Annotated in this window: 11 protein-coding genes and 2 pseudogenes; 7 read left to right on the forward strand and 6 right to left on the reverse strand. The window is 56.6% G+C overall.

What is annotated here, in order from left to right; genetic code table 11:
- The first annotated feature begins 3 nt into the window (after positions 1–3).
- From BLU89_RS14465 to BLU89_RS14485, 5 genes and pseudogenes are all read left to right on the forward strand, one after another.
- Entirely contained in the window at positions 4–2043 is a 2040-nt protein-coding gene (locus BLU89_RS14465) for an ABC transporter substrate-binding protein (protein WP_074737547.1), read from the forward strand.
- A gap of 61 nt (positions 2044–2104) precedes the next feature.
- Entirely contained in the window at positions 2105–3109 is a 1005-nt protein-coding gene (locus BLU89_RS14470) for an ABC transporter permease (RefSeq protein ID WP_074737548.1), read from the forward strand.
- A 4-nt stretch (positions 3110–3113) separates the two neighbouring features.
- Positions 3114–4244 carry an ABC transporter permease gene (locus BLU89_RS14475; RefSeq protein WP_074737549.1) on the forward strand — a complete coding sequence of 377 codons (1131 nt, stop codon included), beginning with the start codon at positions 3114–3116 and terminating at the stop codon, positions 4242–4244.
- The gene (locus BLU89_RS14480; RefSeq protein ID WP_074737550.1) at positions 4241–5239 is read left to right on the forward strand and encodes an ABC transporter ATP-binding protein; all 999 of its coding nucleotides are present in this window, start codon (positions 4241–4243) and stop codon (positions 5237–5239) included. The genes BLU89_RS14475 and BLU89_RS14480 overlap by 4 nt, the downstream gene beginning before the upstream one ends.
- Positions 5236–6045: pseudogene (locus BLU89_RS14485) on the forward strand (ATP-binding cassette domain-containing protein); the annotation flags it as partial. The gene BLU89_RS14480 and the pseudogene BLU89_RS14485, both read left to right, overlap by 4 nt.
- A 66-nt stretch (positions 6046–6111) precedes the next feature.
- Here the strand turns inward: BLU89_RS14485 and BLU89_RS14490 are convergent.
- Positions 6112–7209 carry an alpha/beta hydrolase gene (locus BLU89_RS14490; protein ID WP_074737552.1) on the reverse strand — a complete coding sequence of 366 codons (1098 nt, stop codon included), beginning with the start codon at positions 7207–7209 and terminating at the stop codon, positions 6112–6114.
- Positions 7210–7306: 97 nt separating this feature from the next.
- Entirely contained in the window at positions 7307–8614 is a 1308-nt protein-coding gene (gene hslU / locus BLU89_RS14495; protein WP_074737553.1) for an ATP-dependent protease ATPase subunit HslU, read from the reverse strand.
- 191 nt (positions 8615–8805) lie between these two features.
- Between hslU and BLU89_RS14500 the strand changes: the two genes are divergently transcribed.
- A complete protein-coding gene (locus BLU89_RS14500; RefSeq protein WP_074737554.1) occupies positions 8806–10047 on the forward strand; it encodes an MFS transporter in 1242 nt (413 codons plus the stop codon).
- Between the two features lie 97 nt (positions 10048–10144).
- Here the strand turns inward: BLU89_RS14500 and hslV are convergent, their stop codons facing one another.
- Positions 10145–10696 (reverse strand): ATP-dependent protease subunit HslV, encoded by a 552-nt coding sequence (gene hslV, locus BLU89_RS14505; protein WP_074737555.1) that lies wholly within the window; start codon positions 10694–10696, stop codon positions 10145–10147.
- Between the two features lie 197 nt (positions 10697–10893).
- On the opposite strand from hslV, the gene BLU89_RS14510 reads away from it, so the two are divergent.
- Positions 10894–11091, forward strand: a complete 198-nt coding sequence (locus tag BLU89_RS14510; protein WP_074737602.1) for a DUF1127 domain-containing protein — start codon at positions 10894–10896, stop codon at positions 11089–11091.
- 56 nt (positions 11092–11147) lie between these two features.
- On the opposite strand, the gene BLU89_RS14515 is transcribed toward BLU89_RS14510, so the two are convergent.
- From BLU89_RS14515 to trxA, 3 genes and pseudogenes are all read right to left on the reverse strand, one after another.
- Complete coding sequence (locus BLU89_RS14515) at positions 11148–11510, reverse strand: Lin0512 family protein (protein WP_074737556.1); 363 nt, start codon at positions 11508–11510, stop codon at positions 11148–11150.
- Positions 11507–11857 (reverse strand): annotated as a pseudogene (locus BLU89_RS14520) (Lin0512 family protein). Before BLU89_RS14520 ends, BLU89_RS14515 begins: the two are co-directional and overlap by 4 nt.
- A gap of 83 nt (positions 11858–11940) precedes the next feature.
- The gene (trxA, locus tag BLU89_RS14525; RefSeq protein WP_074737557.1) at positions 11941–12261 is read right to left on the reverse strand and encodes a thioredoxin; all 321 of its coding nucleotides are present in this window, start codon (positions 12259–12261) and stop codon (positions 11941–11943) included.
- Positions 12262–12269: the final 8 nt, after the last annotated feature.

Consider the following 12269-nt stretch of genomic DNA (forward strand, 5'->3'; position numbering starts at 1 on the left):
AACATGAAACAGCTACTTATGTCAGGTGTGGCCCTTGCCACACTCGGAGGGGCCGCATGGGCCAATTGCCCTGCTGCGACCGTGGCCGATATGCAAGGCGTGTCGGCCGGTGCCTATCCGCAGCAGTTTGATCTGTCCGAATTCCAGTCGGCTGCAAACTGTACGCTCAGCATTGCCGAAAACCCTGCCATTGGTGATCTGAACGGGATGATCCGTGGCAACGGCGACTTACCCGCAGTGGCGGATCGTCTGCCTTCTGAACCTCTGGTCATCGTCCCGTATGGTTCGATCGGTCAGTATGGCGGTGTTCTGGACGCGCTGTCCAACGCCACGGAAAGCGGGACATCAGATTTCCTGTCCGTACGCCACGTGAATCTGTTCCGGTATTCTGACGACCTTCAGACCCTGGTGCCCAATGTGGCCAAATCCTGGGAGTGGAATGATGACTTCACCGAGCTGACCGTGAACCTGCGTGAAGGTCACAAATGGTCGGACGGCGCGCCCTTCACCTCGGCTGATGTTGTGTTCTGGTACGACAACCTGATGATGGACACCAACGTCATTGCCGAGGCGAAAGATTATGCGCTTGCAGGCGGCGAACCCATCAAGGTCGAAGCCGTGGACGACACAACCGTCCGCTTCACCCTTGCCGCGCCCAAGCCGGGCCTGACAGAGACGTTCTCGTTCACCTATGTGCAGCCCTATCAGCCCAAGCATTTCTTTGAAAAGTTCCACCCGGCACTGGATGAGAATGCCGACGCCAACGCGCAGGCGCTTGGCTATGAAAACGGGTACGAGCTGATCAAGGCATACTACGGCAACTCAGACTGGATGGACACGCCGTCGCCAATGCTGACCGCGGGTGACAAGCTGGCGGGTCTTCCGACCGACACCATGCCGACCTTGGAAAGCCATATCCTTGTGAAGGAAAGCACCGAGGGCCGTCACTATGTGGCCAACCCCTATTTCTTCCAGGTCGATACGCAGGGTAACCAGCTACCCTACATCTCGGAGATGGATGAAACCTATGTTCCGGATGAAGAAGTCCGCACGCTCAAGCTGCTAAACGGCGAGGTCGATTATAAGTCACAGGGTGTAAACCTGACCTCCGCTCCAGTGCTGCTGGAGGGTCAGGAAAACGGCAATTACACGCTCGAAGTGAAGCCTTCGATTGGGTATCCGGTTCTGACGTTCAACGTGACCGCTGAAGACGAAGCAAAACGGGCAATCTTTAATGACATCCGGTTCAGAACCGCGATGTCTGTAGCAATGGACCGTGACCAATTGAATGAGGTTGTCGCCTTTGGGCTCGGAACGCCGACGCAATACATTGGCTTCTCACCGCGTCCTGATTTCATCGAGGAAAAATGGGCGAACCATGAGATTGCGTTTGACGCAGACCGTGCCAATGCATTGCTGGACGAGATCGGCCTGGTCGACAAGGACGGCGATGGCTTCCGCGATCTGCCGAGCGGCGATCCGTTTGTACTGGACTGGCAATTCTCAACCCAACCCGCGTCGGCGCAGCTGATCGAACTGATCGCCCAGAACTGGAAAGACGTAGGCGTCAACACGGCAATCAAAGAGGTCACCTCGGACGAGTTCCGTGCTGCGCAAACGGCAAACTCGCTTGATATGGGTTTGTGGCTGAAAAGCCAGCCTGCGGGGTCGATCCTTGGCGATGGCGAAATCTGGGTGCCCCCATTCGATGGATATTTCGACGTGCGTACAGGTATGCTGTGGGCTGAATACATCAGCTCGAACGGCGAAAACGGCGTTGAACCTCCGGCTTGGGTTGCTGATCTGAAGGCTGCTTTGGATACATACCAGTCCAGCGCACCGGGCTCTGATGCCTCTGTTTCCGCGGCACAGAAGATGGTCGAGATCATGACCGGAGAGCTGCTGTTTCTGGGCACGGTCAACGCCCCAGCGCCGATCTATCACTCGAACAACCTGCAGAACTTTACCGAGTTCAAAACGCAGTCTTACGAGTTCTATCGGACCTATCCCTACCGCCCTGCTCAGTGGTGGCTGAGCGAGTAAGGTTCAGAAGACAAGAAGGTGGGCGCCCGCGCCCGCCTTCGCGCATCCCGCGGGGACAGATATGTTTCAATTCTGCAGATTTACCGCCACCCGGGCGGTTATGGCGTTGGTCACTCTGGTCATCGTTTCGCTGATCGTTTTTTCGTTGATGGAGCTGGTGCCCGGTGACTGCGCCGAGCGCTATTTGGCGTATAAGAACACCCAAGGTTCTGCGATCACTGTTGCAGATGTTGCAGCAGAACGCGCCCGGCTGGGGCTGGATCAACCATTCCTGACCAGATGGGCCACGTGGTTGTCCGGGGCGTTTCGCGGTGATTTCGGCGAAAGCTGTATTCTACGGGTCAACATCGCGCAGTTGTTGGGTGACAAGTTCTGGCTGTCGCTGTGGATCTGCCTGGGCGCATTGACTCTGGCTTATGCCATTGCGATCCCTGTCGGTATTATTTCAGCCGCCTCACGCAATGCGGCGCTGAACAACTCGCTGCGGATCGTCAGCTATCTGGGTCTGGCGATGCCGAACTTCCTGCTGGCCCTGATGGTGATGCTGGTTTCGACCGTCTATTTCGGCGAAACGCTGACGGGCTTGTTTTCACCCGAATATAAAGAAGCGCCCTGGTCATGGGGCAAATTCGTGGACTTGCTGAAACATGCCTGGCTGCCGATCTTTATTCTGGGATGGTCAGCCACCGCCTTTGCTTTGCAGACCGTCCGCGCGCTGATGTCGGATGAGATCGGCAAGCTTTACGTCACGGCTGCTGCTGCGCGGGGCATCTATGGCCGCCGCCTGCTGTGGCGCTATCCGGCCCGTCACGCACTGGGGCCGATCGTCAACAGCCTTGGCTTTGACCTGAACCGGATTTTCAACGAACTGCCCATCGTGGCGCTGATCTTGACTTTGACTGAAGCCGGGGCGCTGTTGCTTGAAGCGTTGGCGCGATCCAATGACCAGCAACTTGCCGGGGCCATCATATTTCTGCTGACGGCATCGATCGTGACGTTGAATTTCTTCACCGACATTCTGCTTGCGGCCATCGATCCGCGCGTCCGCAATAGTATCCTCAGGTGACCAGATGACCGCGAGCTCCACCAACCAACAGGCAAAAGAAGCCTATTTCACCGCCTCACAGCGACAGCTGATCTGGGCAAGATTCAAGAGACAGCGTGCAGCCATGGTTGCTGCATCGGTTCTGGTCGTGTTGATCCTGTCGGGTATTTTCGCACCATTCCTATCCCCCTACGATCCAACGGCCGCAGGGCGTGACAAAGATTATCTGAACGGCGCACCTCAAATCCCGAAATTCTGCGACAAGAATGGCTGCTCGGTCCGACCGTTCCTGCATGGTGTGACCCGCGAACGCTCGCTGGCGACGAATTTCCGCTGGGTTGAGACGGTTAACGAGGACGAACGCAGATATATCCAGTTCTTTGTGAGGGGCGACAAATACAAGCTGTTCGGCTTCATACCCGGTGACATCCACCTGTTTGGTGCCGATGAGGGGTATGTTCATCTGTTCGGAACCGACAGTGCAGGCAAGGATATCTTCAGTCGAACGCTGCACGCGGTTTGGACGTCGTTGCAGGTCGGAACACTCGGGGTCATGATCTCGTTCGTGCTGGCGCTCGCGATTGGCGGAGTTGCCGGATATTATGGCGGTATGGTGGATAGCGTGATCCAGATGATCACCGATGCGATCCGAACGGTTCCTGCCATCCCCCTATTTATGGCGATTGCGGCCTTCATCCCGCCGGAATGGTCGGCTGAAACCAGGTTCTTTGTCATCACCGCCATTTTGGGACTGGTCGGCTGGCCCACGCTGGCACGACGTGTGCGCACCCATCTGCTGACGGAACGCAATCAGGAATATGTGCTTGCGGCAAAGCTATGTGGTGCATCGCCGGGGCACATCATCCGGCGTCATCTGCTGCCCAGTTTCACCAGCTATATCATCGTCGATCTGGTGATCTCATTTCCCTACATGGTGCTCAGCGAGACCGCGCTCAGCTTTATTGGATTGGGGCTAAAAGATCCGGTCAACTCGTTGGGTGTGATGCTGCAGAATGTGACCAAGGCGGATGTTCTGCTGAACTACCAATGGTATTTCATCCCGGTCATCTTTTTCGTCGTGCTTGTGATGTCTTTTGTGTTCGTCGGCGATGGTCTGCGTGATGCGGCTGACCCCTATTCGGAGACCCGCAAATGAGCTTGATTGACGTCAAGAACCTGTCCGTCCAGTTCAAAACCGATGAAGGGTTGATCACAGCGGTTGAGGACGTCTCGTTCTCATTGGCACCGGGTGAGGTTCTGGGGCTGGTCGGCGAAAGCGGATCAGGGAAATCGGTGACCGCAAAGTCGATGATGAAGCTAAACCCTCCAAACGCGATCTATGCTCCGGAATGCCGGATCGATCTGCATTTGGACAGCGGACCGGTTGATGTGATGGCTCTGAAGCGGCCCCGAGACATGGAGATTGTGCGCGGCGGGGCGATCAGCATGATCTTTCAGGAACCGATGGCCAGCTTTGCCCCGGCCATTACCATCGGCAAGCAGATGGTCGAACAATTGCTGATCCATACGGATTTGAACAAGAAGCAGGCCAAAGACCTGTCCATCGAAATGCTGGATCGGGTAGGCATCCTTGAACCGGCAACCCGGTTCAACCAGTATGCGTTCGAACTGTCGGGCGGGATGCGTCAACGGGCGATGATCGCCATGGCGCTTTCGACCAAGCCTAAGCTGCTGATCGCGGACGAACCGACAACGGCGCTGGACGTGACCATTCAGGCGCAGGTTTTGGATTTGATGAAGGATCTGGTGGCCGAGTTCGGCATGGGTATCGTCTTTATCACCCATGACCTGAGCGTCGTCGCCCAGACCGCCGACCGTGTTGCAGTGATGTATCTGGGGCGGATCATGGAAAGCGGCCCGGTGCGCGAAGTGATCCGTCACCCGGCCCACGCCTATACGCGCGGGCTGCTGAACGCGCTGCCCAAACTCGATGATCTGGACGCACCGCTGACCCCGATCCCCGGCGACATCCCCTCGCCGTTAGAGCGGCCATCAGGTTGCGTGTTCCATCCGCGTAACCCGGAACTAAAACCCGGATCGCGGTATGAGACGGAGCGCCCGCCCCTGACCGAAGTCAGCCCCGGTCATTTCGCAGCCATTTTCCCAGAAGACGTACCCGGCCAGCCATGACAAATGCATTGATCAAAACAGAAAACCTGTCGGTCGAATTTCCCCTTGGTGGTGGGTTGTTCAACAAACGCACGTTGAAGGCGGTCGACAATGTATCGATCGAAATCCCGCAGGGTGCTTTTGTCGGCGTGGTCGGCGAGTCCGGCTCGGGCAAGACAACACTTGGCCGCGCACTGCTGAATGCGGTTCCCATCACCAGCGGTAGCGCAAGCTATGACGATGGAGAAGAGCAGTTCGATCTGACCAAAATGTCAGCCACGGATCTCAAGGCTTATCGCCGCCGGGCTCAGCTGATTTTTCAGGACCCGTACGCTGCGCTGAGCCCCCGGATGACCGTGCGCGACATCATCGCCGAACCGCTGGATGTGATGGGTCTGACCGCATCGCGCGAGGAAACCGATACGCGGGTGCGCGAGATTGCAGCCAAATGCCGTCTGAACCTGGAACATCTGCGCCGCTATCCGCACGCGTTTTCAGGCGGTCAGCGTCAGCGGATTTCAATCGCCCGGGCACTGGCCTGCAACCCGCGTTTCGTGGTTGCTGATGAATGTGTGGCGGCGTTGGATGTATCGATTCAGGCAGATATCCTGAACCTGCTGAAATCGCTCCAGCATGACATGGGCCTGACCTTCATGTTCATCAGTCACGATCTGTCAGTTGTGGCTCATACCTGTGATTTTGTGGTTGTGATGTATCATGGTAAAATCGTCGAAAGCGCCCCAACGCGAGAGCTGTTTGCGGCGCCGAAGCAGGACTATACCAAGCGCTTGCTAGACGCGATCCCATCGCTTGACCCCGATCACCGAATACGCGCCTGACCATCCGCTGCTGCACTGAGAGATGGGTCGCACCAAGGGCAAAAGCCTGCATTATCAGGGTGTACTGACCTGCGCCTGACCAGTTTCGGTCAGAACGATCTCGGTTGCGCCGTCGGTGCTGCGTTCGCTGGGCGGCACGAGAACATCGATGCCGGGCCGGTCGGGTCCAAAGGTGCTGCTGACCCGGCGGACCGAGCTGAGAATGGACAGCAATGCCGGCGAGGTTGCGGCCACAAAGTGCGATGAACCCGCATCGCTGTTGAAAGCGGTCGTGTCGATGACATTGATCGGATATTTGGCCAACGAATCGACCGAACTGATATTACCCAGTCTTTCGCTATCGGCCGTACCACGCAGACGGGCCGAAACATTCAGGATCTTGTCCTTCTTCGATACCATCACCACAAACGGGTCGGGCGGTTCCTTGATGCTGTTCATCTGCGAACGGAACAGATCTACATCCAGATCGGGCGAGATCAGGATAACCCCTTCGATGTTGCGGTTCGACCAGCCGGGTTCGCGCAATTCAGCCTGCCGCATCATCTCCATCGACAGGGCGCCGCCCATCGAATGCGCGATTAGGATGACCCGTTTGACGCCAGATGACCGTAAAAAGCGGATGGTTTGCTCCAGCCCGTCACGTGCGAACAGCATACTGTCCAGATCGTAGGCATATCCGATCCCACGGGCCTGACTGGGCCACGAATAGATCAATATCGTTCCGGGGATACCGATGTCATGGCTCAGTTGTGCCGCCCGAAACGCGGTTTCGGTCTGCGTAGCGTTATAGCCGTGAACAAAGATCACCACATCATCCACACCGTGCAACCGTGACTTCAAATCCTGACGGCCCGAGAATTCGGTGACATCGGCCAAGACAAACTGTTTTTTCGGATTTGGATTTGCGTAAGAGAACTCAAGTGTTCCGGGCGTATGCGTCGGAGGAATCGAAACGGTCAGCTCGAGATATCGCAACGCCTCGGCACGCTTTGACCCGTAAGAGCCATCACCCTCACGCGCACGGGTTGTGGCGGCAAAGACTGTGGCAGGGGTTCCGACCTTCAGAGCTTCGGGTGTGATTTCGGTTATAGTCCGGTCCGCACAGGCGCTCAGCAGACACAGGCTTGCGATAATGATCAGATAACGTAGCACGGTCTGCCTCTATGCAGTTACAGTGCTACGCTACCTTATTTCCCCGCTGCGTCCAGTCTGTGAACGCGATTGATCGGCGATATTCCGGCTGGTTTTGTTACAAAACGTAACGGCTGAGATCTGTTGATTTTGTCAACTCACCCAGATTGTCGTCCACAAAGCCCGCATCAACGGTGATCTCAGAACCCGCCTGGTCGGGTGCGGTGAACGAAAGCTCTTCGAATACGCGCTCCATCACCGTATAGAGCCGCCGCGCACCGATATTTTCAATGCTTTGGTTCACATCCGCCGCAATACGGGCCAGAGCCGCGATACCGTCTTCGGTGAAGCTGACGGTGACCTCTTCGGTGCCCATCAAGGCGGTATACTGGAGAGTCAGCGCGTTGTCGGTCTCAGTCAGGATACGAACGAAATCCTCTTCGGTCAGGGCGCGCAGTTCCACGCGGATCGGCAGACGGCCCTGAAGCTCTGGCAGCAGGTCCGAGGGCTTGGCGATATGAAATGCGCCTGACGCGATGAACAGGATGTGGTCGGTTTTTACCGGACCATGCTTGGTGCTGACGGTGGTGCCTTCGATCAGAGGCAGAAGGTCACGCTGCACCCCTTCCCGGCTGACATCGCCGCCGCGCGCGTCCGAGCGCGCGCATACTTTGTCAATCTCATCCAGAAACACGATGCCGTTCTGTTCGACCGATTCCAACGCGATGCGATTGACAGTCTCATCATCCAACAGCTTATCGGCTTCTTCCCCGATCAGCGCCTCATAGCTCTCGGCGACGGTCACGCGTTTCTTGACGGTGCGCCCGCCGAAGGCTTTGCCGAAGATATCACCCAGGTTCATCATCCCCATCTGGCCGCCGGGTTGGCCTGGAATGTCGAACATCGGCATGGGGTTCGAGGTGTCGGACAGCTCCAGTTCTATCTCGGTATCGTCCAACTCACCGGTTTTGAGCTTCTTGCGGAACATCTCGCGCGTTGCCTCACGGGCGTCAGTCCCTGCGATGGCCTCAATCACGCGATCTTCGGCAGCTTGGTGGGCGCGGGCTTTGACATCCTCGCGCATGAAGTCGCGGGTCTGCAGGATTGCGGCATCAGCCAGATCGCGCACGATCTGTTCCACGTCACGGCCGACATAGCCGACCTCGGTGAACTTGGTGGCTTCGACCTTGATGAACGGTGCGCGGGCGAGCTTGGCCAGACGGCGGCTGATTTCGGTTTTACCAACACCGGTGGGGCCGATCATCAGGATGTTCTTGGGATAAACCTCATCGCGGATATCATCCGGCAGCTGCTTGCGTCGCCAGCGGTTACGCAGGGCGACGGCCACGGCGCGCTTGGCACCCTTCTGACCGATGATGAAACGGTCAAGTTCCGAGACAATCTCGCGCGGGGTCAGGTCGGTCAAGGCGCAGTCCTTTCGGTCGGCATGGCTAAACTTGGGCTTAGGTAGTTATGCAACGGGCGAAAACAACCAAGCTCTTCTCATTGACAGCGTTGGTTAGCAACGCCCCATCCGGTTTGCAAATGCTTTCCATAGGTGAAACGCGCGCCCTCTGATACTGTATTATCAAGGTGTTGCGGGACCGGAGTGTAAAGATGTCGAAAATAGCCAAGATCACCCTGCTGTTTGTTGTCTTTGTCGACCTGATAGGGCAAGGGCTGGTCTTTCCCATCATCAACTCTCTGATCATGGAAACAAAGTCGGGTTTTCTGCCTGAAAGCACGGCCATGGGGACCCGGCATTTCTACTATGGCTTGGTGATTGGGTGTTTTTTCCTGTCGTGGTTTCTGGGGGTGGTCTATGTCTCGAAAGTCTCGGATTCCATCGGGCGTAAGAACGCCCTTCTGGTGTGTTTGACCGGGGCACTTGTTGGCTATGCCCTGACCATTGCTGCGCTTTACCTCAACAGCCTTCTTCTGCTGATTGTTGGCCGATCGATCACCGGGTTTACCGCGGGCAACCAACCTATTGCACAAGCGGCGATGATCGATGGCAGCACCGATGCTGCGGACCGTGACCGGAACATGGGCTACATCGTGACAGGAGTCAGCTTCGGCCTTGTTGGCGGTCCGATTATCGGCGCGGTCCTATCCGATACCGCCTTGCTGGGAAGTGTTGCGACGTTGAAAACGCCCTTTTACGGGGCGTTTGTTCTGGTCCTGATCGCAATCTTCCTTGTGACCACTTTCTTCAAGGACACCAGAACCGAACGCGAACCCTTTGTCTTCCGCCCGCGGGACATTACCGATGGCCTGATTGCGGTGAGAGACCACCCATTGGTTCTGAAAATCATGCCGGTCTATGCGCTGTTCATGATCGCCAACGTTACCTTCTATGTGTTCGTCGACAACTTTCTGACCAGCGCCTGGGGCTACGGCGTGATCGGAGGTAGCATGGCAATGGTGGTGATCGGCATTGCACTGGCCTTTTCCAGCACGTTCCTCGTGAAGCCCGCCCAAGAAAGGTTCAGCAAGCACCAGATCATCTACGTCTCGCTGGTAATAATGGTGATCTGCGGATTTGGTTTCGCCTTCAGCCCCAGCGGTGTATTGAGCTATGTGCCGGTCTTCTTCTTCTATTTCTTCTTTGGCGTGTCCTACCCGACGCTGCTGGGCCTGTTCTCATCCAGCGTCAGCGAGACCGATCAGGGCTGGGTCATGGGCGTAACCACAGCCGTGTTCTGCCTTGCGGGCGGTGTCATGTCCCTGATCGGCGGTGGATTGATGAGCATCGACATCCGCCTGCCCTATTACATCGTCATCGTCACGGCCCTGCTGGGCCTGATTGGGATGCATATGCGCTGGAAAGGGAAAGAGATCAAAACGCTGTTAGCCTGAGGCCGTTATGCGTTCCAATTGAATCGAAATACGCTGCCCATCCCTTTGGTCGAACGCGTATTTCGATGCATTGTATCTGGATAAAACGCAGAACGTCCTAGATCGTCTCGACCGTCAGATTGCCGTTGGTGTAGACGCAGATATCAGCAGCAATCGCCATGGCCTCGCGCGCCACGTCTTCGGCGGGCTTGTCGCCGTCCATCATCGCACGCGCTGCAGCAAGGGCAAAGTTGCCACCCGATCCGATGGCGGCGACGTTGTGTTCAGGCTCAAGCACGTCCCCTGCCCCGGTGATCACGAACAGATCCTTGCCGTCGGTGACGATCAGCATCGCCTCAAGCTTTTGCAGGTATTTGTCAGTGCGCCAATCTTTGGCCAACTCGACCGAGGCGCGGGCCAGCTGGCCTGGTGTGGCCTCAAGCTTTACCTCTAGTCGTTCCAGCAGAGTGAAAGCGTCCGCAGTTGATCCGGCAAACCCGGCGACGATTTCAAACCCACCCGGTGACAGACGGCGCACCTTGCGCGCTGTGCCTTTGATCACAGTCTGGCCCAGGCTGACTTGCCCGTCCCCGGCGACGACAACCTGCCCGCCCTTCTTGACGCCAATGATGGTAGTGCCGTGCCAGCCGGGAAAATCGCTGTCTGCCATGAATGCCTCCGTTATCCGTGTTGCCATATATGGGCTGGGCACGGGTTCTGCGCAACCGGTTCTCAGACCTCTCAAAAGATATGCAGAAAATGCAAACCGGGGCTGTTGAGTCAGCATTTGTGAGACTCAGCCACCGGAGTTACATGAGGCCTACAACCGACAACGGGTCGGCTGTTTCTGTTAAAAGGACTAAGCACATGGCTAACGCAATCGCAAAAAACCATGCGCCGCTCGGAGCAGTCACCATCCTGCACGCAGTGGATGCATTCACCCACGCCTTCGAAAATGTTGTCGAATGGTATCAATCTCGCAAGACCCGCAATGAGCTCGCGCGTCTGAGCGATGAGCAACTTGATGATATCGGCCTGAATCGTGCTGACATCGCCAAGTTCTGATTCAGGATCAGAAAGACACGTAAGATGAGCCGCTCGCCTGGGCGGCTTTTTCTTTTTCAGCTTTCGACGAATTTATCCGCCAGATCAGGCAGATAGGCCTCGATTGCCGCGGTCGCTATGACATGCCGGGTACCAGCCTCGGAATCTCGGACATCCAACCCCCCTTTGATTGCCCGGACCGAGGCGCGCCCCCTTGGAAGATCCGAGGCGACAAGATCACAATCGACTGCTTCGGGCTGCTGCACCCCAATCGTGACCTGAACGCGCATTTCCTCGTGGCTGATGTTCAGTTTGGAGAACAAGGTGATCGATGAATGGTGCAGTGCGTCCTGAACGGCGCGGCGCGCGGCTTTGGTGTAATCCTGACCATACAGGTCGTTCCCGGTGCCCATTTCCAATATGATGCGTTTTTCAGTCATTGGGCGGGCTCCATATCAAATGAGACCACGATGGCGGCGTTGGCGATCACCGTGCGGCCTTCTGTATGGGGTTTGTCGATGTCCAGCCCGCCCTGCGTAACCGAGATGTTGGGTTGACCATATGGGAATACGGCCTTTAACTATTGGGTATCCACGCGGTCCGGTTGTTGTACACCAATCTCGGCATCGATGATCATTGCCTCTTTCGGGAACCCGAACAGTTCGGCCATATTGACCGAGTTATGCCAGAGCGCATCTTTGATCGCGCGCAGCGCTGCCTCGGTATAGTCCTCGCGCCGCAGCGACGTGCCCATCCCGAATTCTACCAGAACCCGTGTTTTTGCCATTTTTGCCCCATGTCAAATAGTGCGTTCAAACAAAAAAAGGCGTCCCGGATGAGACGCCTTTGATGCAATTGGATTACACCAGCTCAGATCGACTCGTCGATCCAGCTTTGCAGTGCCGCTTTGGGCGCAGCGCCTGCGCGGTTTGAAACCACTTCGCCGTCCTTGAAGATGAACAGTGCCGGAATGCCACGAACACCCATGGCAGCGGCCGAGTTCGGGTTGCTGTCGACATCAACCTTGGCAATCTTCACCTTGCCGCCGTATTCACTGGCCAACTCTTCCAGGGCGGGACCAATCTGCTTACAGGGGCCGCACCACTCGGCCCAGAAATCCACCACAACGGGGATATCGGAATTCTTGACTTCGGCGTCAAAGGTGTCGTCGGTTACGGCTACGGTCGACATGTCTGTCT

It is taken from the genome of Ruegeria halocynthiae (assembly GCF_900106805.1).
Classification (GTDB): domain Bacteria; phylum Pseudomonadota; class Alphaproteobacteria; order Rhodobacterales; family Rhodobacteraceae; genus Ruegeria; species Ruegeria halocynthiae.